Raw genomic sequence first — 24,808 nt, forward strand, 5'->3', positions numbered from 1 at the left:
CGTTTCGCGGCGCGAAACGCCCGGCATCCGCCGGCGCGGCCGCCGCTGTTTCCCCCTGTGATTCAACTGCCGACCCATGTCTTTCCGGATCCTGCTCGTCGAGGACGACACCCGCTTATCCACGCTGATCGCCGGCTATCTGCGCAAGAACGACTATGAAGTCGAGACGGTGCTGCACGGCGACGCCGCCGTGCCGGCGATCCTGTCCCTGCGCCCGGACCTCGTCATTCTCGACGTGAACCTGCCGGGCAAGGACGGTTTCGAGATCTGCCGCGAGGCACGCAAGCAGTACGACGGCGTGATCATCATGGTGACCGCGCGCGACGAGCCGTTCGACGAACTGCTCGGCCTCGAATTCGGCGCGGACGACTACGTGCACAAGCCGGTCGAGCCGCGCATCCTGCTCGCGCGGATCAAGGCGCAACTGCGCCGCGCGCCGGCGCGCGGTATCGAAAGCACGGCCGCGCAGCCGGAGCGCCACACGTTCGGCAAGTTCTCGATCGACCGCACCGACCGCACCGTCATGCTGCCGGACGGCAGCGTGCCGGACCTGACGTCGGCCGAGTTCGACCTGCTGTGGGCGCTCGTCTGCCACGCGGGCGAAGTCGTCAGCCGCGACGACCTGATGCTGCAATTGCGCGGCGTCGAATTCGACGGGCTCGACCGCACGATCGACGGGCGCATCTCGAAGCTGCGCCGCAAGCTGCGCGACGACGCGAGCAACCCGCAGCGGATCAAGACGATCCGCAGCAAGGGTTATCAGTTCAGCAAGCATGCGTGGGAATGACGCCGCGCAAGGTCGCGCGACCCCCGCGCACGGCCGGCCCGGCCGCCGGGAGCCGCGATGATCCACCGATTCCGCGCGCGCGCTGACGCGCCCCCGCTGTCGCCGCTGCGCTACGTGAAGTGGCGCTGGCTGCATTTCCGCCGCGCGTGGACGGACACGCGCGCCGATCGCATCCCGAGCTGGTCGCGCCTCTACGTGCGCACCTACATGCACCTGCTCGGGCTCGTGCTGCTGACGGCGCTCGTGCCGGCGCTGGCGCTCGGCGTCGCGCTGTCGCCGCAGGTGGTGTGGCATGCGTTCGATGCGCTGCCGGGCGACATCTGGATCGTGCTCGCGTTCATCCTGGCCTTGCCGGCGCTCGCCGCCTACCGCTGGATGCGGCCGGTATGGTCGGATCTCGTGATGGTGCGCGAGCGCGCGATCGACTTCACCGGCGGGCGCTTCAACACGCGCGCGCGCGAATCGCACAGCGTGATCATCGGCCCGCTCGCACGCACGCTGAACGCGCTCGCGATCCGCATGGAGCGGCTGATCGCCGCGCAGCGCGATCTCACCAACGGCATCTCGCACGAATTGCGCACGCCGCTCGCGCGCGTGCGCTTCGCGCTCGAGATGCTGCGCGAGCCCGGCTCCGCCGCCGAGTACCAGGGCGCGCTCGACAGCATCGCGCAGGACGTCACCGAGCTCGACGAACTGATCGACATGAGCCTCACGTACGCGCGGCTCGAATACAGCTCGCTGCAGTCGAGCCTCGAGCCGACGGCGCTCGCCGCGTGGTTCGAGCATCAGGTCAACGATGCGGCGCTGCTGTATCCGGAGAAGGCGATCGAGACGCGCATCGCGATCGCGGCCGACCTGCGCGTGGCGATGGACCGGCGGCTGATGGCGTACGCGATGCGCAACCTGCTGCGCAATGCGAGCAAGTATGCGCAGTCGCGCATCGCGGTCGGCATCGCGGTCGTGCACGGCAACATCCGCATCTACGTCGAGGACGACGGCCCCGGCGTGCCGGTGGACGAGCGCGAGCGGATCTTCGACGCGTTCGTGCGGCTCGACCGCCGCACCGGCGGCTACGGCCTGGGCCTCGCGATCACGCGGCAGGTGCTGCACGCGCACAACGGCCGGATCGCGATCGTCGATCCGACCGAGCTCGGCGGCGCGCGCTTCGAGATCAGCTGGCCGACCTGAGCGGCGGCGCCGGCTGCGTCGTCAGTAGGTGCGGCCGAGCTGGACGTAGAAGTTGCGCCGGCCGCCCGGCGCGAGCGCGACGCCGATGTACACGGGGCCGGCCGCGGTCGTCATGCTGGTGAAGAACGTATAGCTCTGCTTCATCGAGCCACCGCCGATCCGCGAGCCGCCCAGCCACACGTTGCCGACTTCCGCGCTCGCGCCGACATAGAGCGCCTTGACCAGCGACGTGTTGAACGTCGCGAGCTGGTTCATGTAGGTCACCTGCCCGTAGGCGAGCGAATCGCCGTTCAACTGGTCGGCCGCATAGGCGGACAGATGCTGGAACCCGCCGAGCGTGAAATTGAATGCGTTGACGAGGTTCGTGCCGCCGATACTCTTGCCGCCCTCGATCGTCGCGCTGATGCTGTGCCGGCCGAACGACTGCGCGACCATCGCCTTGCCGTACAGCTCGGTGTACGGCGCGTTGTTGATCCTGGAGTCGAATGTGGCCGTCGACGCGCCGTTGCGCGAGATCAGCGAGCGCTCGACGCGGAACTCCGTGTAATAGCCCTTGCGCGGGAATCGCGGATCGTCGAGCTGGTCGATCACGAGCCGCGCGCGGGCCGACAGGGCGTCCGCCGAATAGCTGGGGAACAGCAGGATCGACTCGGTGCTCACGTCGTCGTCGAACTGCAGCGGCACGTTGTAGGTCGGCGAGCCGTGGGTGTGCGTGTACGCGACGCCGATCCGGAAGTCGCCGAGGCGGCCGATCGGCACGCCGAAATCGATGCCGGCGCGCGACGTCTGGACCAGGTACCGCGTCACCTTCACGTCGCCGGTTTCGTCGTACAGGCTCGCATAGCGGCGCTGGTACTCGGCGTATGGCGCGATGTAGTCGCCGTACTTCACCGACAGCGGCTGGCGCAGCTCGACGTGCACGGCATCGAGGTCGCTGCCGACCGTCGCGTCCGCGCGGAATTCGAGGCCGGATTCGGTGAGCCACGGGCGGCGGTAGCCGGCGTGCAGCCGGAAGCCGCCTTCGTCGGTCGAGCTGCTCGACATGCCGAGGCCGAACAGCAGGAAGTTCGGCCCCCAGTATTTCTCGCGCGCGTCGATCACGAGCCGGTTCTCGTCGCCCTCGCTGACGACCTGCTGCGTGACGCTCTCGAAGTTGCCGCTCGTCGTGAGCGACAGCAGGTCCTGGCTGACCGCCTTCGGATCGTAGATGTCGCCCGGCTTCACGTGCAGCGCATTGCTGACGACCCGCTTCGGCACGCCGCCGCTGGTCCGGATCTCGATACGGGTGATGCGCACCGGCGGCGGCAGCGGCTGCGCGTGCGCCGCGTGATATTCGGCGTACTGCTCCGGCGTCAGCGCGTAGCGCTTCAGCTTCGGCAGCGCCGCGATCGCGGCGGCCTCGCCGGCGGCGATCGCCTGGCTCGCGTTCTGGAAATCGGTGAATGCGAGCGAGCCGAGCGCGGGCGTGAGCAGCACGTCGCGCGCGGTCATGTGCTCGCGCTGCGACGACACGTTCTGGCGGATCAGGATGCCGACCATCTGCTGCATCACGTCGGCGGGCGACGCGAGCGCGTCGAGCGGGCGCAGCTGCGAGCCGATGTCGACCGCGATCACGACGTCCGCGCCCATCTGCCGCGCGGTGTCGACGGGCAGGTTGCTGACGAGGCCGCCGTCCACCAGCGCGCGGTCGTTGATCTCGGCGGGCGCGAACAGGCCCGGCATCGCCATGCTCGCGCGAATCGCGAGCGGCAGCGAGCCATGGTCGAGCACGACCATCTGCCCGGTCTGCAGGTCCGTTGCGATCGCACGGTACGGGATCGGCAGCCGGTCGAACTGCTGGTTGGTCGGCACCGCTGCCGTCCAGTCGGCGAGCAGCGCCTGCAGGCGGTTGCCCTGCACGAGCCCGGCGGGCGCCTTCACGCCCTTCGCGCCGAAGCCGATCGCCAGGCCGTTCACGTACAGGCGCTCGTCCTCGCGGCGGCTTTGCGGCAGGTCCGCGCGCTCCGTCACGTCGAACGCGATGTCGGCGAGGTTCACTTCCGACAGGCGCTTCTGCATGTCGGCGGCGGCCATGCCGCTCGCGTACAGGCCGCCGACCACGGCGCCCATGCTGGTGGCCGCGATGCAGTCCACGGGAATGCGGTTCTCCTCCAGCACCTTCAGCACGCCGAGATGCGCATAGCCGCGCGCGCCGCCGCCGGACAGCACGAGGCCGACCGACGGCCGGCCGGCGGGGCCGCCGTCGGGTGTGCAGGCATGCGAAACATTCGGGGGCGGAACGGCGGCGCCGGTGGCGGCGGCCGCGTCGGCGGTGGGGCCGGATTGCGCGGCGGCGGCGCAGCACCAGACGGCAACGAATATCGGACAGAGGCGGTACAGCCCCCGCCAGCGGTAGGAATCAGGCGCTGACATCGTGTTTACCTGGCGTGATCGGGCAGCGGGTGCCTGGCGGGAGCAGGCAAAACCGAGAGATTAACGTGTTTTAGGGGTACGGAGCGAGGCACGGATGCGCCGGCGGGGCGGACACCGGTCATTTAGTCGCGAAAAAATCACGAGATTTGATTAAAGTATCGGCACAATTTGCCGCTAAGCCGGAGATGGGCGGGCACACGCCGTGCGTCGCCGAAAACGTTTCACCCGTCTGTAAAGGGCCTGATCATGCCGACACCGCTGTTCGGAAAGCTGTTTGCGCAACCCGTTGCGATCGATACGGGTACCGCGACCACGCGGATCTACACGCACGAGCGGGGCGTGGTGCTGAACCAGCCGTCGGTCATCTGTTTCCGCAAGCCGGACGGCGCGGTTGCCCGGCCGATGCTGGAGGCGGTCGGCGAGCGCGCGAAGGCGCTGCTCGGCCGCGAGCCGGTGCATCTCGAAGCGGTGCGGCCGCTGCAGCACGGCGTGATCGCCGACGCGCACGCGGCCGAGCAGATGATCCGTCACTTCATCGACATGTCGCGCACGCGCTCGCGCTTCGGCCGGCGCGTCGAGGTCACGTTGTGCGTGCCGTCCGGCGCGACGGCGGTCGAGCGGCACGCGCTGTCCGAGGCGGCGCTCGCGGCGGGCGCCGCGCGCGTCACGCTGGTCGACGAGACGCTCGCCGCCGCGTTCGGCGCGGGGCTGCCGGTGACCGACGCGATCGGCTCGCTGGTCGTCGACATCGGCGGCGGCACGACCGAGGTCGCGGTGATCGCGCTCGGCGGCATCGTCTATCGCGAGGCGATCCGCGTCGGCGGCGAGCAGTTCGACGCGGCGATCGTCAACCATATCCGCACGCTGTACGGCGTCCAGCTCGGCGAGCAGACCGCCGAGCATGTGAAGAAGACGATCGGCACCGCGAGCGCCAACGTGCCGCGCGACACGATGCGGGCGGTTGGCCGCAGCGTCGTCGACGGCCTGCCGCGCACGATCGAGCTCAGCAACCACGACATCGCCGACGCGCTCGCCGCACCGCTGAACGCGGTCGTGAGCGCGGTCAAGCGCACGCTCGAGAACGCGCCGCCCGAGCTGATCACCGACATCGCGGATCGCGGCATCGTGCTGACGGGCGGCGGATCGCTGCTCGCAAATCTCGCCAAGCGGCTGCACGACGAGACCGGCCTCACGGCACGGGTCGCGGACGATCCGCTGACCTGCGCGGTGCGCGGCGCGGGCGCGGCGATGGGGCAGTTCCCGGTGCGCGCGGCAGCCTGACGCGCGACACGGCCGGGGCCGCCGTTCAAATATTCGGCCCCATTTCTCTTCCTCCACGGTTGTTGCGGCGCAGCCCGCGCGCCCCCGACGATCCCCCGTCGGTCATCGAATCAAATTGCACATTTCACGCCACACTTCGTTCGGGTGAATCGAAATCCGAAATGAAAGGCCCGAAAAAAGGGATTCTCGCCGTTAATCGAATACTTAATTATTTCGGCGATTAACGAATAAAATCGGCAATTTTTTCAGTTTGAAAACTATTGCGCCGCGGCATTCCCGGGAGTGGCGCGCGACGGCATGCGCCCGCGTCGCCGTGCTAAACGTTTCACGCCGTCGTGCCCTGCCGGAAAGCCTTTGCGCGCCGGCGCTGCGATCGCACGCAGCGATTTGCATGACTGAATCATGCAATCCAGTCGATATCCGGCTACCCAAGTCAATTCATCTCGACATATCGATTGGCAAATAGGGTTGGTTTGATATAGCCTTGTCTGACAAAACGCAGGGCAGTTATCAAATCAACCAGAATGTCGCTGCCAGAGGGGTCGCCGTCATGCCATTTGACTAGCGTCGCTGTTCGCATTTCCGGGCCGATTTCAATCTTCACCATCTGAATCCATCCGCCGACAACGTTTTCCGCGGCGTCGGAGGGGTACGTGTTTGCCCGCGATTTTCAGCCGTCGTCGTTGCCATCAAGAGCCATCGAGCCGTTCCTTGCCGTCCGTATCTGCTGACAGGAGAGAATCAGCATGAACCGCATGCGTTCGAGAAAAACCAAAGAGACATTCCCGCGCTTCCTGCTGCCGACCGGCGTCTGCCTCGCGCTCTCCGGCGCCGGCATCGTTCCGGCGTACGCGACCTGCAGCACGGCGGGCACCACCGTGACCTGCTCGGGCGTCGCCAACCCGCTCGCGCCGAGCTACGCGAACAGCGCGAACAACATCAACGCGACCGTCAACCCAGGTGCGAGCGTCGGCGTGCTGCTCGGCGTCGGCGGCACGGCGATGTCGCTGACCGGCAACAACACCACGCTGACCAACAACGGCACGATCGACCCGTCGGCGCTCGGCTCGGGGCTCGGCGTGCTGTCGAGCGGCGCGGTGGTCGGCAATGCGTCGGCGAGCGTTTCGACCACCGTCACGAACAACGGCACGATGAACGGCTCGACCGGTGTGGCGATCAGCGGCGTGACGGGCATGGCGCTGTCGGTCCAGAACGGCACGGGCGGCACGTCGACCATCACGAACACCGGCACGATCGGCTCGAACCCGCTGGTCGGCGCGACGCTGTCCGGCGCGGATGCGCCCGTGGTCGCCGCGTACGGCGGCGGCAAGGTCAACATGACGAACAGCGGCACGATCAACGGCCGCGTGTCGCTCGGTTCGAACGGCACGCCCGGGCAGGGCAATACGTTCACCAACTCGGGCACGATCAACGGCAGCGTGTCGATGGGCGCGAACAGCAACAACACGTTCATCGCGAAGACAGGCTCGTCGGTCAACACGGCGGGCGGCACCGGCACCGCGTTCAACATCACGGTCGGCCCGAACACGCTCAACGTGGCGCAGACGGGCATCGTCGACGGCGGCGCGGGCGGCGACAACACGCTCAAGCTGCAGCAGGGCGTCCCTGCGAACGGCACGATCGCGGTCAACAACTACATCAACTTCAATCACCTGAGCGTCGAGAACGGCACCTGGACGATCAATGGCGCGTCCACCGCGCAGGACGCGACGCTGTCGGGCGGCGTCGCGATCATCAACGACAACGCGTCGCTCGGCACCGGTACCATCACCGGCGGCGGCGGCGCGCTGCAGGCGGGCACGGCGGGGCTCAACGTGTCCAACAACGTGGCGCTCGTGGGCGGGCTGACGGTGCAGGGCGCGACCGGGATCACGCTGTCGGGCACGGTGTCGGGCAGCGGCGCGCTGACGAAGAACGATGGCGGCACGCTGACGCTGTCCGGCGCGAACACGTTCACGGGTGGCACGAACCTGAACGGCGGCGGCCTGGTGGCCGGCAACAACGGGGCGCTCGGCGTCGGCGCGCTGAACGTCAATGCCGCGGCGACGCTCGACACGAGCACGAACGTCACGCTCAACAACGCGGTCAATCTCAACAACGGCTCGACGCTGACGATCGGCGGCAGCAACGATCTCGGGCTGTCCGGCACGATCAGCGGCGACGGCGGCCTCGTGAAGAACGGTGCGGGGAGGACGACGCTGAGCGGCGTGAACACGTATACGGGCGACACGACGATCAACAGCGGCACGCTCGCGCTGAGCGGCGCCGGCAGCCTGGCGACGACGGGCACGGTCAACCTGACCGGCGCGGGCGCGACGTTCGACCTGAGCACCGCGTCGGGCGCGCGGACGATCGGCGCGCTGGCGGGCTCGGCCGGCACGAACGTGACCCTCGGCGGCAATTCGCTGACGCTCGGCGGCAGCATCAACGCGACCTACGCTGGCACGATCAGCGGCTCGGGCAGCCTGACGCTGTCAGGCGCCGGCACGCAATCGCTGACCGGCACGAACGTGTATACGGGCGGCACGAACCTGAATGGCGGCAATCTCGTCGTCGGCAGCAATACGGCGCTCGGCATCGGCGCGGTGAACGTCAGCGGTTCGTCCACGCTCGACGCGACCACCAACGTGTCGCTCGCGAACGCCGTCAACCTCGCCACGGGCACGACGCTGACGCTCGCCGGCAGCACCGATCTCGGCCTGGGCGGCACGATCTCCGGCGCGGGCGGCCTCGTGAAGAACGGCGCGGGGACGCTGACGGTGTCCGGTGCGAACAACTTCACGGGAGGCACGACGCTGAACGCCGGCAGCCTCGTGCTCGGCAATGGCAACGCGCTCGGCAACGGCGCGCTGAACGTAGCCGGTACCGCGACGCTCGATACGACCACGAGCATGACGGTCGCCAACGCCATCAACCTCGGGACGGGCAAGACGCTGACGCTCGGCGGCAGCAACGCCCTCGGGCTGAGCGGCCAGATTACCGGTGGCGGCGCGCTCGTGAAGAACGGCGCGGCGACGACGACTTTGACGGGCGCGAGCAATTTCTCGGGCGGCACGACGATCAACGCCGGCACGCTGGCAATCGGCGCGGGCGGCAGCTTGTCGGCGGACGGCACGGTGAATCTGTCGAACGCGGGCGCCGCATTCGACATCAGCGCGGGCGGCGCGCAGAGGATCGGCGCGTTGACGGGCGTGGCAGGCACGAACGTGAGCCTCGGCGGCAGCACGCTGACGCTGGGCGGCAGCGGCAGCGCGACGTACAACGGCGCGATCGGCGGCACGGGCGCCTTGACGCTGGCCGGCAGCGGCACGCAGACGCTGAACGGCGCGAGCACGTACACGGGCGGCACGAACCTGAACAGCGGCACCCTCGTGCTCGGCAATAACCAGGCGCTCGGCTTCGGCGCGGTGAACGTGGGCGGTGCGGCCACGCTGGATACGAACGCGAGCCTGACGCTCACCAATGCCGTCAACCTCGCGACGGGCGCGGCGCTGACGCTCGGCGGCAGCAATGCCCTCGGGCTGAGCGGCCCGATTTCCGGCGGGGGCGGTCTCGTCAAGAACGGCCCGGCGACCACGACGCTGACGGGCGCGAACACGTACACCGGCACCACGACGATCAACGACGGCACGCTGGCGCTCGGCGCGGGCGGCAGTTTCGGGTCGACCGGCGCGGTGAGCCTGGCCGGCGCGGGGGCGACGCTCGACCTGAGCGCAGCGACGGGTGCCCAGTCGCTCGGCGCGCTGTCGGGCGGCGCGGGCACGAGCGTCAATCTGGGCGGCAACGCGCTGACGCTGGGCGGAACCGCCAGCGGCACCTTCGGCGGCACGATCGGCGGCGCCGGCAGCCTGACGCTGGCCGGCACCGGCACGCAGACGCTGACCGGCGTGAACGTGTATACGGGCGGCACGAACCTGAACAGCGGCAGCGTGGTGCTCGGCAACAGCGGGGCGCTCGGCAACGGCGCGCTGAACGTCGGCGGCGCCGCGACGCTCGATACGAGCGCCGGCATGACGTTCGGCAACGCGGTCAACCTCGGGACGGGTGCGGCGCTGACGCTCGGCGGCAGCAACGCGCTCACGCTGAGCGGCAGCATCACCGGCGGGGGCGCGCTCGTGAAGACCGGCGCAGCGACGGTGACGCTGGCGAGCGCGGCCGGCTACACCGGCGGCACGACGATCAACGCCGGCACGCTCGCGCTCGGCGCGGGCGGCAGCCTCGCGTCGACGGGCGCGGTGAACCTCGCCGGCACGGGCGCGACGCTCGACGTGAGCGGCGCGACGGGCGCGCAGACGATCGGCGCGCTGTCGGGCGCGGCCGGCACCAACGTGAATCTCGGCGGCAACGCGCTGGCGCTGAACGGTGGCGGCACCGCGTTCGGCGGCACGATCGCGGGCGCGGGCGGCGTCACGGTGGCGAGCGGCACCCAGGTGCTGACCGGCAGCAACACGTACACGGGCGGCACCACGATCGCGGCCGGCGGCACGCTGCAGCTCGGCAACGGCGGCACGTCGGGCAGCGTCGCGGGCGACATCGCCAACAACGGCGCGCTCGTCTTCAACCAGTCCGGCAACGTCGCGGTCGCCAGCATCCTGTCCGGCAGCGGCTCGCTCACGCAGGCGGGCAGCGGCCAGCTGACGCTCACCGGCACGAGCACGCTGTCCGGGCCGACGACGGTCGCGGCCGGCACGCTGGCCGTCAACGGCTCGCTGGCCGCATCGGCCGTGACCGTGCAGGGCGGCGCGACGGTCACGGGCACCGGCACGATCGGCGGCCTCGTCGTCGCGAGCGGCGGCACCGCGTCGCTGTCACAGCCGGGGCAGGCGCTGAACGTCGCGGGCAACGTGACGTTCCAGCCGGGCTCGACGATGCAGGTCGCCACGACGCCGCAGCAAGGCGGCAGCCTCGCGGCGACGGGCAGCGCGACGTTGAACGGCGGCAATGTGCAGGTGATCGCGAGCCAGGCGTCGTATCAGGCCAACCAGCCGTACACGATCCTGAGCGCGGTCGGCGGCGTGCAGGGGCAGTTCACGGGCGTGAGCTCGAACTATGCGTTCGTCACGCCGACGCTCAGCTATGACCCGACTCACGTGTACCTGCAGCTGGGGGCGAACGGCACGTCGTTCGCGTCGGTCGCGAAGACGCCGAACGAAGTGGCCGTCGCCACGGCGATCGGCACGCTGGGCGACGGCAACCCGGTGTACGACTCGGTGCTCGTCGCCGACGCGCCGACCGCACGCACCGCGTTCCGGCAGCTCGGCGGCGAGTTCCAGGCGAGCGCGAAGAGCATGCTGATGACCGACAGCCGCTACGTGCGCGACGCGGTGTCGGATCGCGTGCGCCAGGGGCTCGCGGCGGGCTCGGGGCCGCTCGCGGCGCTGTCGTCGGGCGGCTCGGCGCTGTGCGACGACACGGGCGCGGCCGCGGCGCGCGGCAACACGCTGGCGCCCGAGCGGCGGCTCGGCTCGCACGCCGGCTGCGTCAGCAACGTGCCGTACCGGCCGGTCGTGTGGGGGCAGGGCTTCGGCGGCCGCAGCCGGCTGGCCGGCGACGGCAACGCGTCGACGATCAACCGCAGCATGACGGGCTTCATCGCCGGCGCCGACATGGCGCTCGACGAGCGCACGCGCGTCGGCCTCGCGGGCAGCGTCACGCACAGCTCGCTCGACAACGACCAGAGCGCGTCGGCGTCGCTGAACAGCTACTCGGTCGTGCTGTACGGCGGCACGCAGTTCGACGCGCTCGGCGTGCGCGGCGGCGCGGCGTACACGTGGCACCGGATCAACAGCGACCGCCATCCGTCGTACGCGGGCTTCAGCGACAGCAACTCGGCCGGCTACAACGCGAACACCGCGCAGGTGTTCGGCGAGGTCGGCTACGCGATTCCCGTGGGGCGCGTCGCGCTCGAGCCGTTCGCCGGGATCGCGTACGTGCGGCTGCATACGAGCGGCTACACGGAAACCGGCGGCGCGGCCGCGCTGCACGCCGATTCGGACACGAGCCACGTCGGCTTCTCGACCCTCGGCGTGCGCGCGGCGACGGAGCTCGGCTTGCTCGCGAAGGGCGCGCTGACGGCGCGCGGGACGGTCGGCTGGCGGCACGCGTTCGGCAACGCGCGGCCGAAGTCGACGTTCGCGTTTGCGAGCGGCAGTTCGTCGTTCCAGGTCGCGGGCGTGCCGATCGCGCGCGACAGCGCGGTGCTCGAGGTCGGGCTCGACGCGAGCGTGACGAAGAACCTGACGCTCGGCGTGTCGTACAGCGGCCAGTTCGGCAGCGGCGCGCGCGACAACGCGGTGCTCGGCAACATCCTGTGGCGCTTCTGAGCCACCTCTGACCGGCCGCCGACACGGCGGCACACACAAGCGGCCCCGCCCGGCATCGACGCCGCGCGGGGCCGCCGCGCATCCGGCTCGCTGCGCGCCCGGCGCAATCTGGCCTATCCTGTGCGGAACCGGCGACGCGCGCCGCGCGTGCTGTCCGACCCAGGAGCATCGATGCCGAATCAAGCCGACGCAACGACCACGCAAGCGCCGCAGGTCGCGCCCCTTCCTCCGACCAAGGCGTCGGGCCCCGCATTCATCGCGCCGGAAGCCGATCCGCTGGCGGCCGCGCGCAACAACCAGTACGTGCTGAAGGCCGACGACGCGTTCGTGGTCAGCGATGCCCTCGGCGACATCGGCGGCCACGACGACGGCCTGTTCGTCGACGACATGCGCGTGCTGTCGAACTGGCGCCTGACGTTCGGCGGCCGCGCGCCGTCGCTGCTGTCGGGCGCGACGAGCGCCGACAACGCATCGTTCACCGCGCACCTGACGAACCGGCCGCTGCCGCCGCTCGGCGGCCGCGAGACGCCCGAGGGCGTGATCCACATCGAGCGGATGCGCGTGCTCGCGAACAACGTGCTCTACGAGGCGCTGATGTTGACGAACTACGGCGCGAGCGAGGCCGAGGTGCCGCTGTCGCTGTCGTTCTCGGCCGATTTCAAGGACATGTTCGAGGTGCGCGGCACGCAGCGCGTGCGCCGCGGCACGGTCGCCGCGCCGCGCATCGAAGCGGGCGCGGTTCGCCTGCGCTACGACGGGCTCGACGGCGTCGAACGCGCGGTGACGCTCAATTTCTCGCCGGCGCCCGACGTGCTGTCGGTCGATCGCGCCGACTACACGCTGACGATCGCCGCGCAGGCGTGCGTGTCGATCTACCTGACCGTCGAGGCGACGGTCGGCGATGTGCCGGGCGAAGCGCCTGCGTGCGATCGCCCCGCGTTGCGCACGGCGCTCGTCGCGGTGCACCGCGCGATGCGCGCGCGGCGCGCGACGATGGCCCGCGTGCGCACCGGCAACCCGCTGTTCAATGCATGGCTCGACCGATCGCTCGCGGATCTCGGCCTGCTGACGACGCAGCTCGACACGGGCCCGTATCCGTATGCGGGCATTCCGTGGTTCTCGACGCCGTTCGGCCGCGACGCGGTGATCACGTCGCTGCAGATGCTGTGGCTGCAGCCGTCGCTCGCGCGCGGCGTGCTGCGGTTTCTCGCGTCGCGCCAGGCGCGCGAGACGTCCGCGTTTCGCGATGCCGAGCCGGGCAAGATCATGCACGAATGCCGCAAGAGCGAGATGGCGGCGACGGGCGAGGTGCCGTTCGAGCTGTACTACGGCGGCGTCGACACCACGCCGCTGTTCGTCGTGCTGGCGGGCGCGTACGTCGAGCACACCGGCGACGACGCGCTGCTCGACGAGCTGTGGCCCGCGCTCGAACGCGCGATCCAGTGGGTGACCGACAAGTGCGACCGTAATCCCTACGGACTGCTTGACTACCAGCGCACGTCGGAGCGCGGCCTCGCGAACCAGGGCTGGAAGGACAGCCACGACTCGGTGTTCCACGCGGACGGCCGCTTCCCCGACGGGCCGATCGCGCTCGTCGAAGTGCAGGCGTATGCGTGCGCGGCATTCGACGCGATGTCGGCATGCTCGCAGCGGCGCGGCCACGCGGCCGACGCGACGCGCTATGCGCTGCGCGCGAAGCAGTTGCGCGAGCAGGTCGAGGCGCTGTTCTGGATGCCGGAGTCGAATTTCTACGGGATCGCGCTCGACGGCCACGGCGAGCTGTGTCGCGTGCTCGCGTCGAATGCCGGCCATCTGCTCGCGTTCGGCCTGCCCGATCGGGCGCGCGGCGCGGCGGTCGCGGACGTGCTCGGCTCGACGCTGTTCCAGACCGGCTGGGGCGTGCGCACGCTGGCTGCCGGCCAGCCGCGCTTCAACCCGATGGCGTACCACAACGGCTCGGTGTGGCCGCACGACAATGCGCTTGCCGCGCGCGGGCTCGCGCGCTACGGCGACAAGGCCGCCGTGCTGAACCTGCTGCGCGCGCTGTTCGAGGCCGCGGTGAGCTTCGAGATGCGGCTGCCGGAGCTGTTCTGCGGGTTCCCGCGCCGGCGCGGCGAGCCGCCGACCGCCTATCCGGTCGCGTGCCTGCCGCAGGCGTGGGCGGCAGGCGCGCCGTTCATGATGCTGCAGGCCTGCCTCGGCGTGAGCGTCGACGCCATGCGCCACGAAGTGCGGGTCGAGCGGCCGACGCTGCCGGAAGGCGTCGACTGGCTGCGGATCGACGGCCTGCGGGTGGGTGACGACAGCGTGTCGCTGACGTTCCGGCGCGTCGACGGCCAGGTGGTCGCGGCGGCGGAGCCGGGGCGCGTGAAGGTCGTCGCGGTGCTGTAGCGCGGCATGCGCGAACGTTGAGCGATGTCGCGCCACGTTCGCGCACGCAGGCATAGAATCGCGACATGACCCTCGAACTTTCCGGAGGCACACGATGACGACCGACAAGCGGCCCGACGACGGCGAGCAGAAGCTCGAGCATCTCGAAGCGGCGGTCAACCACCTGCACGAGTCGATCGAATCGCAGAGCATCGCCGTCGGCGCGGCAAAAGGCATCCTCTTCAGCCTGATCGAAACCCTCGGCGCGCTGATCGGCGACCCCGACCTGCCCGAACATGCGCGCTCCGGCTACGAGGCGCTGCGCGACAAGGCGCGCGACTTGCGCGGCTCGCTCGAGAAGCGCTGACTCCCCGCGTGGCGGTGCGCGCGCCGCCACGCGTACCCGCCGGCCGACCGATTGCGCACGCGCACAAAATGCCGTGCGCTCAATGGGTTAGGCATCGCGTGCGCAGGATATCCACAAGCTTGCCAACAAAAATTGTGGAGAACCTGCCTGCCGCCGGAAGGAGGCGCGGCGATCGGATCGCGCGTGCCTAGTCTGCGCCACCGAGGTGGCGCCGGAGCGAATCTCCCGTTGTATCAAATGCTTACATGCCGCATCGGCACGATATCCACAGGGTTGCCAACATAATCTGTGGATAACTCGTGCGCCATTGCGTCGCGATGGTTGGTAATGCCGGGGCGTCGCGCGGGTGACGGCTGCCTCGCGCGGGCGGCCTGCCCGAAGCGGGTGTCGCGGCGGGAAATCGTGCCGGATCAACGGGTTAGGCGCCGGGTACCCAGGATATTCACATCCTTGCCAACAAAATCTGTGGACAAGCGGCGCCGCTCGCGAGGCTCATGCTGCCGGCGTCGAGCCGGCCGCCTCGTCGACGATCCAGTCGCGAAAGAGCGTCATCGCCGGCGTGAGCGGCTTCGACTTCAGCGACGTGAGCCAGTAGCCGCCTGCCCGCACGTCGATGTCGAACGGCCGCGCGAGCAGGCCGAGCTGCAGCTCGCGCGCGAACATGCAGGCCGGCGCGAGCGCGACGCCGGCGCCTTGCATCGCTGCCTCGATCATCAGCCGCGACGAATCGAACACGGGCCCGCCGACCGGCCACGGCTCGAGCTGCGCGGCCGCGAACCAGCCGAGCCATTCGTCGGTGCGGTACGAGCGCAGCAGCGTTTCGTTCGCGAGATCGGCCGGCTGCGCGAGGCGTTCGGCGATCTCCGGCGCGCACAGCGCGCTGAGCGGCGCGTCGAGCAGCGGCTGGTTGCGCGTGGCCGGCCAGTTGCCGACGCCAAACCGGATCGCGAAGTCGAGCCCCTCGGCGGCGAGATCGACGACGTTGTTGTTGGTACGCAGCCGCAGCTCGACGAACGGATGGGTGTCGCGGAAGTGTTTCAGGCGTGGCATTAGCCAGCCTAGGGCAAACGTGCCGACGACCCCGAGCGACAGCACCTCGTGGAAACGCCCGCCGTCGAACTGCTTGAGCACCGTCTCGATGCGGCTGAACGCGTCGCTCAGCACCGGCAGCAGCGCGCGGCCCTCGTCGGTGAGCCCGAGCCCGCGCGGCAGGCGCGTGAACAGCGTGCAGCCGAGCCGCTCCTCGAGCATCCGGACCTGCTGGCTGACCGCGGCCTGGGTCACGCTCAGCTCGAGGCCGGCGCGCGTGAAGTTCAGGTGGCGCGCGGACGATTCGAACGCGCGCAGGGCGTTGAGCGGAAGATGGGGGCGGAGCTTGGTCATAAGAAATTCTTTTGTCAGCGCTCAATTATCGTTGCTTGTCAGTGAACCGTAAACTGACGATAGTTCGTCTCGCCGGGCCGGCATCACGCTTCCCTTCCACTACGAGACACCCCCATGACCTACTCATCGCAACGCCGAACCCTGCTGCTGGCCGCCGCGACGGCGCCGCTCGTCCTGACCGTGAACGCATGCGCATCGTCGCAGGCGGGCGCGCCGTCCGTTGCTTCCGCGACGTCGTTCGATGCGCTCGAACACGCGGCGGGCGGCCGCCTCGGCGTGTGCGCGATCGACACCGCGACCGGCCGGCGCGTGCAGCATCGCGCCGACGAGCGCTTCCCGTTCTGCAGCACGTTCAAGGCGATGCTGATCGCCGCGGTGCTCGCGCAGAGCGTCGCGCGTCCGGCGCTGCTTGCGCAACGCGTGACGTATCGCCAGGCCGATCTCGTGCGCTATTCGCCGGTGACGGAGCAGCACGTCGGCGCGGGCATGACGGTCGGCGAGCTGTGCGAGGCGACCGCGCAGTACAGCGACAACTCGGCCGCGAACCTGCTGATGAAGGTGCTCGGCGGGCCGTCGGCGGTGACCGCGTTCGCGCGCACGATCGGCGACGACACGTTCCGGCTCGATCGTTGGGAAACCGAACTGAATACCGCGCTGCCAGGTGACACGCGCGATACGACGACGCCCGCCGCGATGGCCGCCAGCCTGCGCGTGCTCGCGCTCGGCGACGCATTGCCCGCGCCGCAGCGCGCGCAGTTCGCGGCATGGCTGCGTGGCAACAAGACGGGCGACAAGCGGATTCGCGCGGGCGTGCCGGCGGGCTGGCAGGTCGGCGACAAGACCGGTACCGGGGATTACGGGACGACCAACGACGTCGGCGTGCTGTGGCCGCCCGCGCGCGGGCCGGTCGCGCTGGCCGTGTACTACACGCAGGCGCGCGCCGATGCGCAGGCGAAGGACGACGTGATCGCGGCGGCGACGCGCATCGCGATCGCGGCGCTCGGCTGATCGGCGCGGCGCGCCGGGCGTGACGCGAATTCGACGCGCGACCTGAAATGTTGTGCGATCAACCACTTAGCTCGCACATGCTCAGGATATCCACATGCTTGCCAACAAAATCTGTGGATAGCGGGGTGCGCCTGGCGGGGCGCTCTGCTCCCGGCATCCCATGTGCCTCATTCGAGGCGATGCCGGGAAAGCCTTTCGGATCAAGCGCTTGAGCGGGGTATGCGCAGGCTATCCACATGCTTGCCAACAAAAATTGTGGACAAGCAGGGCGCGCGCGCCGGCCTCCCGGCGCGCCGCGTGCCTCATTCGCGACGGCGCAAGGAAAGCCTTTCGGATCAGGCAGTTGACCGCGGTATGCGCAGGCTATCCACATGCTTGCCAACAAAATCTGTGGAAAAGCCGGGCCGCCGAGAGGCGGCGGCGCTCAGCCGCGCTGGTCGTCGACGGCCGGCCAGCGCACGAACGCGAACACCCAGAGCATGATGAAGTTCAGGATCGGTACGGCCATCGTCAGCACCCACCAGCCGGAGTGGCCGGTGCGCCGGACGATGCGGACATACGGATAGATGCAGATCGCGATGATGACGAGCATGACGAGCAGCTTCAGCGCGCTGAAATGATGCATGGCCTTCCCCTCGAGCGAGTTGATTGTCGTTGTACTGCGTGGACAGGATGCCGGCTGGCGTGATGGTGACGCGTCGCGTGCGCGAGCGTCAAGCCGTTGCGGCCCGCCGCGGTGCCGCATCGCTGACGCGCCGCACGATTCGCCGTCCGATCAACGGGTTAGCGCAGGCGTGCGCAGGATATCCACAAGCTTGCCAACAAAAACTGTGGGTAACTGGCGGGGTCGGCGCCCACGCAGCCGCGACGCTTCCCGGTGCATCGCCCGCGGGGCCGTGGTGCGAATTCCGAAAAAATGGCGTGCAGTGTGCCGCGCTCGCGAGCCCCGTCTGCATCACGCATGCCAAAGCCCGTCGGATCAAGGGTTTAGCGCGATGTTGCGCAGGATATCCACAAGCTTGCCAACAAAATCTGTGGACAAACCGGGCATCCGCACGGATTCATGCTGGTGCATCGAAGCGCACCGTGACGGTGAGGCCGTGGCCGCCCGCGCTCGTGCCGAGTGCGACCGTCGCCCGATGCTGCTCGGCGATCCGCTTGACGATCGACAGGCCCAGGCCGCTGCCCGACGTCGTCGCCGCCTGGGAACCCGCGCCGCGATAGAACCGTTCCCACACGTCCGCGCGTTCCGCGTCCGGGATGCCGGGGCCGTCGTCCGAGACTTCGAGCACCGGCGTCGCGCCGTCGACGCGCGCGCCGACGTCGACGCGTGCACCGTCGCCCGCATAGCGGATCGCATTGTCGACGAGGTTGTTCAGCAGCACGCGCAAGGTGTCGGCGTGGCCGGCGACCATCACGCGCGACGCGCCGGTCGCGCCGAGGTCGACGTGGTGCGCGTCGGCCACGCGCGCGCGGTCGGCCACCACCGCACGGCACAGCGCGGCGAGATCGACCGGCGCGAAGGCGGCCGCCTGCGCATCCGGTTCGACGCGCGCGAGCGTCAGCAACTGCTCGGCGAGGTGGCTGAGCCGGGTCGTGCCCGCGTGGATCTGCGCGAGGACGTGCTCGCGTTCGCCGGGCGTCGCCGCGCGCTGCAGCAGCTGCGACTGGATCGACAGCCCCATGATCGGCGTGCGCAGCTCGTGCGCGGCGTCGGCGATGAAGTGACGCTGCAGCGTGAACGAACGATCGAGGCGGGCGAGCAGGTCGTTGATCGCCTCGGCGAGCGGACGCATCTCGTTCGGCATCGACGCGACGTCGACCGGCTCGAGGTTGTTCGCGTTGCGGCGCTTGAGCCCGGCGGCGATCGTGCGCAGCGGCCGCAGCCCCGCGCCGATGCCGAACCACAGCCCGATCGCGAGCACCGGCAGCATCGAGAGCACCGGCCACAGCAGGTGCACGGCGATGCCGGCGATCGCCTCGCGGCGCGCGTAGCGCGCCTGCGCGACGCGAATCGTCGTGCCGCCGCGTTCGGTCACGTAAGTGCGCCACATCTGGCCATCGACGTCGACGCTTGCGAAGCCGGCCTGCGCGGGCGGCGGCAGCTTCGAATCGCGGTCGGTCGAATAGACGAGCGCGCCCTTGCGCCACACCTGTAGCAGCACTGCATCCGGATCGTCAGTCTTGAAATGGTGCTCGTCGTCGTCGCCGCCGCCGCCGCGCCGGCTGAACGACAGCTCGCCGTTCGGGCCGACGACGATCTGCTTCGACATGCTGCGCATCTGGTCGTTGAGCAGGTCGTCGAGCTCGCGCAGCGCGGCCCAGTAGGTACCGGCGCTCGCCAGCACGCCGATCGCGCAGGCGGCCGGCAGCAGCCAGCACAGCAGCCGCCGGCGCAGCGATGCGCCGCGCCAGCGCGCGATCGCCTGCCGCAGGCCCGTCATGCGACGTCACCGATCCGGTAGCCGACGCCGCGCACCGTGCGGATCGTGTCGTGGCCGAGCTTCTTGCGCAGGTTGTGGATGTGGACTTGCACCGCGTTGCTTTCGATTTCCTCACCCCAGCTGTACAGGCGCTCCTCGAACTGCTCGCGGGAGATCACCGCGCCCGGCTCGCGCATCAGTTCGTGCAGCAGCACGAATTCCTTCGGCGACAGCGCCACTTCGTCGTCGCCGAGCCAGACCTGGTGCTTGACCGGGTCGAGCCGCAGCGGCCCGATCGCGAGCAGGGTCTGCGCGCGCCCCGCGTGCCGGCGGTTCACCGCGCGGATGCGCGCGAGCAGTTCCTCGAGCGCGAACGGCTTCACGAGATAGTCGTCGGCGCCGCTGTCGAGGCCGGCGATGCGGTCGGACAGCCCGTCGCGCGCAGTGATGATGATCGCCGGCACGTTCTCGTCGCGGCGGCGCAGCGCGGCGAGCACCGACAGGCCGTCGCGGTTCGGCAGCCCGAGATCGAGCAGCAGCAGGCCGTAGCGGGTCGTGCGCAGCGCGAGCGACGCGGCATCGCCGTCCCTGGCCCAGTCGACCGCGAAGCCTTCCTGTTTCAGACCCTGTTCGAGCCCGCTGCCGATCAGCGGATCGTCTTCGACGAGCAGTACGCGCATGGCTTTCGTGTTTCTCCGTGGCGGCGCGACAGGGCGCCGGTTGGCGTGATGATAGGCGCGGGCGCGTTAGCGGAGGCTTAAGGCGCGCCGGCGCGATGCGCGCCGCGGCGATCGTTCACGCGCGGTTCGGTCGCGGTGCATCGTGCAACTGCGTCAGCGCTGTGCGGATGAATTGTGAGAACGATGTGGCTTGGTGCCGGTCGCCGGATTGCTGGCCGCCGATCAGGCACAGGTGGGCGACGCGGCCGACGAGCTCGGCATGACCGGGATCCGCGAGGCGCGTGCGGCACGTGTCGATCGCGAACGCCAGCCGCGTGCGGTCGACGCGGTCCTGGTATTCGGCGGCGAGCGGATCGCGGCGCGCCCACGCGCGAATCGCGATTTCCCGGCCGGGCTGCTTTTCCGCGGCGATCGCGAGGTAGCGCGCGAGGACGTCTTCGAGGCTGTGGCCCTGCGCCGCGTGCGCGAGCATGCGCGCCGTGTAGTCCGCTTCCCATTGCGCGAGCAGCGCATGGACGAACGCATCGCGGCTGCGGAAGTGGTGGTAGAACGAGCCGCGCGTCACGTTCAGGCGCCGTGCCAGGCGCTCGACGGACACGCCCGGATAGCCCTCGCGATCGAGGGCGTCGAAGCCGGCGGCGATCCAGTGGTCACGCGTCAACATGCGGTGTATCCCGAGAAACATACAGGCTGTGTATGGTATCGCCTGCGTCGCTAAGCTGCGGCTTCCTTTTTGTGATGCGCGACGGATAACCGTCAATCCATGGAGCCGCCGATGAAGCAAATCGCCCTTGTCGCTTTCGACCAATTCACCGACATCGACCTGTTCCTGATGTGGGACATCCTGGGCCGCAATCGCCGCGACTGGGACGTCCGGATCCTCGGCCTGCAACCGACGTTGCGATCGGCCCACGGCCTCGCCGTCGACACCCACGGCGCGCTGGCCGAGGCGAACCGGGCCGACGTCGTGCTGTTTTCGAGCGGCCGGGAGGGCGTGCCGGCCGCGCTGGCCGATCCGGCCTTCACCGGCGCCTTCCGGCTGCAGCCGGAGCGGCAGTTGATCGGCTCGATCTGCGCCGGTTCGTTCATTCTCGATCGGCTGGGCCTGCTGCCCGGGCGGCGGGCCGCCACCCACCCCGATGCGCGGCACGCGCTGCGCGAGGCCGGCGTGATGCCGGACGACCGGCCGTTCGCCAGCGTCGGCAATGTCGCGACGGCCGGCGGCTGCCTGGCCGCGCTGTACCTGGTCGGCTGGGTGGTCGAGCGCCTGTTCGGCGACGCGATGCGCCGCGACACGCTGTGCCCCGTGCTTCCGGCCGGCCAGCAGGACATCTATCAGCAGTTGGTCGCGTCGAGCATCGCGCAGGGTGCCGGCGTGAGCGGTGTCGCCTGAGCGGCCGACGACGGAAGCCTGGCGCTCGCGAGCAGGTTTCTTCGTACTCGTCCAATGCGGCGTTGCGTCACGTCGTCACAATCTTCAGCTTTGCTTAATCTTACGTTTCGTAATATTCGGGTGTCGCGTTCATCGGGAACGCGCGTCATGCAAAGAAAAGGAACGACATCATGAAGCAACTGGCCACCATTCTGACGATCGCGCTCGCCGTGCTGCCGGCCGCTGCACACGCGCAATACACGGGGCCGTCCACCGTGGCGGCGACCACCGTGAAGGAACTGCTCGCCAACGGCAAGGACGACCAGCACGTGCTGCTGCAGGGGCGCATCGTCAAGCACGTCGGCGGCGAGGATTACGAATTCGCCGATGCGACCGGCACGATCCGCGTGGAGATCGACGACAAGCTGTGGGCCGGCGGCCAGCCCGTCAGCGAACGCAACGAGGTGAAGCTGACCGGCGAGTTCGAGCGCAAGTGGTCGGGCCGCGTGAAGGTCGATGCCGAGCGGATCGACGTGCTGCGCTGACCGGTGCGCGCGGGGCCGGTGATACCATGGGTGACCGGTTTCCGCTTTCACCAAGATGGCCGCCAATTTCGATGAACTCGCGTCCCGGATCCGGGCGCAATTTTCCGAGCTGAGCCCGCAATTCCAGGCGGGCGCGGCTTTTCTCCTCGATCATCCCGACGAAGTCGCCGTGTCGTCGATGCGCAAGGTCGCGCAGCGCGCGCAGGTGCAGCCCGCGTCGCTCGTGCGGCTTGCGCAGCAATTCGGTTTTCCCGGCTGGAACGAGCTGCGCGACCTGTGCGTCGCGCGCGTGCGCACGCGCCCCGAGCCGCTCACGCAGCGGGCGCGCTCGCTGGTGCGGCCCGATGCGAAGGCATCGCTCGCGCACGACCTGCTCGCCGCCCAGCAGCACAATCTCTCCGCGACCGCCGCGCAGAATGCGCACGCGCTCGCGGAGGCCGCGAAGCTGATCCGCAAGGCGTCGCACGTGCATGTCGCCGGGTTCCGCTCGTGCTATCCGGTCGCGTTCGGGCTCGTATACGGCTACCGGCTGTTCCGGCCGACCGTGTCGCTGCTCGCCGGCGTGGCCGGCTCGCTCGAGATGGAGCTGCGCACGATCGCGAAGCACAGCGCGACGGTGGTCGTCAGTTTCGCGCCGTATTCGGCGGAAGCGACGCGCGTCGCGCAGGCCGCGAAGGCGCAGGGCAGCCGGATCGTCGCGATCACCGACAGCGCGGTGTCGCCGATCGCGCTGCATGCGGACGCGCAACTGATCTTCACGCACGACAGTCCGTCGTTCTTTCCGTCGCTGGTCGCCGCGCACGCGCTGGCCGAGGCGCTCGTCGCGCAGCTGCTCGCGCTCGAGGGCAGCGACGCGATCGCCGCGCTCGAACACGCGGAAGCCGAATTGCACGCGAAGGGCGCGTACGTGGTCTGACGGATCGCGGATCGCGGGGCGCGCCGCCGCCGTCGCCACGGCCGTCGCCACCGCCGTCGCCGCCGTTGCCGTTGCCACCGCCGTCGCGCGCGTCGACATTTCAGCGCACGCCGAAGCGTCGTTGCACGCCGCGCGCGTACGCTGGGGCTTTCCACGTTCCAACGGAGCCCCGCGATGATCCCTTCCGACCTTCAGATCCGCCACGCGCACGCATTGCGCGCGCTGCATGCGCAGCCCGGCGCGTTCATCCTGCCGAACCCGTGGGATGCCGGCACCGCGCGCCTGCTCGCGATGGCCGGCTTTCGCGCGCTCGCGACGACGGGCGCCGGTTACGCGCATTCGCGCGGCCTGCCCGACAATGCGATCGGCCGCGACGCGATGCTCGCGCACATTGCCGAGATCGTCGCGGCCGGCGGCCTGCCGGTCAGCGCCGACCTCGAGAACGGCTTCGGCGACGATCCGCGGACGGTGGCCGAGACGATCCGGCTCGCCGCCGGCGCCGGCGCGGTCGGCGGTTCGATCGAGGATGCGACGGGCCGCCCCGACGCGCCGATCTATCCGCGCGACGCCGCGGTGGCGCGCATCGCGGCGGCCGTCGACGCGGCGCGTGCGCTGCCGTTCCCGTTCACGCTGACCGCGCGCTGCGAGAACTACCTGAACGGGCGGCGTGACCTGGCCGACACGATCGCGCGTCTCGTCGCGTATCGCGACGCCGGCGCCGACGTGCTGTATGCACCGGGCGTGACCGATCCCGACGAGATCGCCGCGCTCACGCGCGCGGTGGACGCGCCGGTGAACGTCGTGATGGGGCTGTCGGGCCCGTTGCTGAGCCTCGATGCGCTCGCGGCGCTTGGCGTGAAGCGCGTGAGCGTCGGCAGCGCGCTCGCGCGGGCCGCTCTTGGCGCGTTCCTGCGCGGGGTCACCGAAATGGTGCAGGACGGCACGTTTACGTTCGCTCAAGCAGCCGTATCGGGCGCCCGGCTCGATCATTGGTTCGCTGCAGAGAATAATTCACCGCGCTCGTTCGAAAACTGATGCCGAAAAGAATGTGGGATCGTTTCCAGTTGAAACATTGATTGACACCAATCAAGTGCATCCGCGCTCGATTAATTAAGTGACGATGGGCCGGGCGCCCGGCAAATTCGCCGAACCCTGTATTTTCGATCAGGTGTTTTTAATCGTATCGCATCAATTTGATGGAAAGATTCCGGAAATCGCCCGCAGGGCGGGCGTTTCCGGCATTTTTTTGTAATTTGGCTCGAATGGGAGTTGCCGGTTTTTTTGTGGATTGATAATCTTCACGGCAGCCTAAAAAATGCCGGCTCGACGATGCCGGAAAATCAATATAAAAGTAATGAGAGAGCCATGACGATCCGAGATATTCTCCGTACCCGGTTTCGCGTCGGCGACGTCGTGACGCTGAAAACGGGTGGGCCGCGCATGACGGTCATTTATGCCGGGCCGGTCGTCTTCGACGAGGCCGACTGGCTGATTTGCCAGTGGTTCGACGAAAGCGGGCACTTCCGGCAGGAAATGTTCCACCACGAGACGTGCGTCGCGGAACCGCGCGCGATCTCGGCCGGGCGGGTGCGCGTGCGGATGCAGGCCCATCGCTGCCGGTCCGCCGCCTAGGAGAGGCTTGCCGGCTGGTTGGGCGGCTGCGGCGCCGGCCGCATCGACGTTTCATGCGGGCCCGAAACATCGGGCGCGCGGCGAGGCCGATACTGCACGC

At 69.3% G+C, this 24,808-nt stretch carries 19 protein-coding genes; 12 read left to right on the top strand and 7 right to left on the bottom strand.

The genetic code is table 11. The annotated features are described in order from the left end of the window. Window positions 1–76: 76 nt before the first annotated feature. Entirely contained in the window at window positions 77–787 is a 711-nt protein-coding gene (locus ABFO07_RS18615; RefSeq protein WP_059562499.1) for a response regulator, read from the top strand. Between the two features lie 57 nt (window positions 788–844). Next, window positions 845–1,975 (top strand): ATP-binding protein, encoded by a 1,131-nt coding sequence (locus ABFO07_RS18620; RefSeq protein WP_059884727.1) that lies wholly within the window; start codon window positions 845–847, stop codon window positions 1,973–1,975. Window positions 1,976–1,996: 21 nt separating this feature from the next. Here ABFO07_RS18620 and ABFO07_RS18625 read toward each other — a convergent pair whose 3' ends face one another. Next, on the bottom strand, window positions 1,997–4,387 hold the full coding sequence (locus ABFO07_RS18625) for a patatin-like phospholipase family protein (RefSeq protein ID WP_059562506.1): 2,391 nt from the start codon (window positions 4,385–4,387) through the stop codon (window positions 1,997–1,999). Between the two features lie 246 nt (window positions 4,388–4,633). Here ABFO07_RS18625 and ABFO07_RS18630 point away from each other — a divergent pair, with 246 nt between their 5' ends. Continuing rightward, the gene (locus tag ABFO07_RS18630) at window positions 4,634–5,668 is read left to right on the top strand and encodes a rod shape-determining protein (RefSeq protein ID WP_059562509.1); all 1,035 of its coding nucleotides are present in this window, start codon (window positions 4,634–4,636) and stop codon (window positions 5,666–5,668) included. 433 nt (window positions 5,669–6,101) lie between these two features. On the opposite strand, the gene ABFO07_RS18635 is transcribed toward ABFO07_RS18630, so the two are convergent. Further along, entirely contained in the window at window positions 6,102–6,275 is a 174-nt protein-coding gene (locus ABFO07_RS18635; protein WP_155628691.1) for a hypothetical protein, read from the bottom strand. Between the two features lie 139 nt (window positions 6,276–6,414). On the opposite strand from ABFO07_RS18635, the gene ABFO07_RS18640 reads away from it, so the two are divergent. The 3 genes from ABFO07_RS18640 (at window position 6,415) to ABFO07_RS18650 (ending at window position 14,749) form a co-directional block, all read left to right on the top strand. Further along, entirely contained in the window at window positions 6,415–12,012 is a 5,598-nt protein-coding gene (locus ABFO07_RS18640) for an autotransporter domain-containing protein (RefSeq protein WP_060148639.1), read from the top strand. 171 nt (window positions 12,013–12,183) lie between these two features. After that, on the top strand, window positions 12,184–14,403 hold the full coding sequence (locus tag ABFO07_RS18645; RefSeq protein WP_060028158.1) for an amylo-alpha-1,6-glucosidase: 2,220 nt from the start codon (window positions 12,184–12,186) through the stop codon (window positions 14,401–14,403). Window positions 14,404–14,497: 94 nt separating this feature from the next. Next, window positions 14,498–14,749, top strand: a complete 252-nt coding sequence (locus ABFO07_RS18650) for a hypothetical protein (RefSeq protein WP_059562515.1) — start codon at window positions 14,498–14,500, stop codon at window positions 14,747–14,749. Between the two features lie 492 nt (window positions 14,750–15,241). Here ABFO07_RS18650 and penR read toward each other — a convergent pair whose 3' ends face one another. After that, window positions 15,242–16,132, bottom strand: a complete 891-nt coding sequence (gene penR / locus ABFO07_RS18655) for a beta-lactamase transcriptional regulator PenR (protein ID WP_347469391.1) — start codon at window positions 16,130–16,132, stop codon at window positions 15,242–15,244. A gap of 114 nt (window positions 16,133–16,246) precedes the next feature. Here penR and blaPEN-bcc point away from each other — a divergent pair, with 114 nt between their 5' ends. Next, entirely contained in the window at window positions 16,247–17,140 is an 894-nt protein-coding gene (gene blaPEN-bcc, locus ABFO07_RS18660) for a PEN family class A beta-lactamase, Bcc-type (protein ID WP_060148637.1), read from the top strand. 424 nt (window positions 17,141–17,564) lie between these two features. On the opposite strand, the gene ABFO07_RS18665 is transcribed toward blaPEN-bcc, so the two are convergent. From ABFO07_RS18665 to ABFO07_RS18680, 4 genes are all read right to left on the bottom strand, one after another. Next, window positions 17,565–17,765, bottom strand: a complete 201-nt coding sequence (locus ABFO07_RS18665; protein WP_059801617.1) for a hypothetical protein — start codon at window positions 17,763–17,765, stop codon at window positions 17,565–17,567. A 436-nt stretch (window positions 17,766–18,201) separates the two neighbouring features. Next, window positions 18,202–19,584: an ATP-binding protein gene (locus tag ABFO07_RS18670; protein ID WP_060148636.1), complete on the bottom strand. Its 1,383-nt coding sequence runs from the start codon at window positions 19,582–19,584 to the stop codon at window positions 18,202–18,204. Beyond that, window positions 19,581–20,243, bottom strand: coding sequence for a response regulator (locus ABFO07_RS18675; protein WP_059562531.1), 663 nt, complete (start codon window positions 20,241–20,243; stop codon window positions 19,581–19,583). The genes ABFO07_RS18670 and ABFO07_RS18675 overlap by 4 nt, the downstream gene beginning before the upstream one ends. A gap of 115 nt (window positions 20,244–20,358) precedes the next feature. Further along, complete coding sequence (locus ABFO07_RS18680; RefSeq protein WP_059958965.1) at window positions 20,359–20,907, bottom strand: TetR/AcrR family transcriptional regulator; 549 nt, start codon at window positions 20,905–20,907, stop codon at window positions 20,359–20,361. Between the two features lie 99 nt (window positions 20,908–21,006). Here ABFO07_RS18680 and ABFO07_RS18685 point away from each other — a divergent pair, with 99 nt between their 5' ends. From ABFO07_RS18685 to ABFO07_RS18705, 5 genes are all read left to right on the top strand, one after another. Then, window positions 21,007–21,636, top strand: a complete 630-nt coding sequence (locus tag ABFO07_RS18685) for a DJ-1/PfpI family protein (RefSeq protein ID WP_081067734.1) — start codon at window positions 21,007–21,009, stop codon at window positions 21,634–21,636. A 170-nt stretch (window positions 21,637–21,806) separates the two neighbouring features. Next, on the top strand, window positions 21,807–22,160 hold the full coding sequence (locus ABFO07_RS18690; RefSeq protein WP_059884738.1) for a YgiW/YdeI family stress tolerance OB fold protein: 354 nt from the start codon (window positions 21,807–21,809) through the stop codon (window positions 22,158–22,160). Window positions 22,161–22,215: 55 nt separating this feature from the next. After that, window positions 22,216–23,076: a MurR/RpiR family transcriptional regulator gene (locus ABFO07_RS18695; RefSeq protein ID WP_060028160.1), complete on the top strand. Its 861-nt coding sequence runs from the start codon at window positions 22,216–22,218 to the stop codon at window positions 23,074–23,076. 174 nt (window positions 23,077–23,250) lie between these two features. Beyond that, window positions 23,251–24,111, top strand: coding sequence for an isocitrate lyase/PEP mutase family protein (locus ABFO07_RS18700; RefSeq protein ID WP_059884740.1), 861 nt, complete (start codon window positions 23,251–23,253; stop codon window positions 24,109–24,111). A gap of 330 nt (window positions 24,112–24,441) precedes the next feature. Further along, complete coding sequence (locus tag ABFO07_RS18705) at window positions 24,442–24,708, top strand: YodC family protein (protein ID WP_059562543.1); 267 nt, start codon at window positions 24,442–24,444, stop codon at window positions 24,706–24,708. The last annotated feature ends 100 nt before the right edge of the window (window positions 24,709–24,808 follow it).

Source organism: Burkholderia stagnalis, assembly GCF_039848545.1.
GTDB lineage: Bacteria > Pseudomonadota > Gammaproteobacteria > Burkholderiales > Burkholderiaceae > Burkholderia > Burkholderia stagnalis.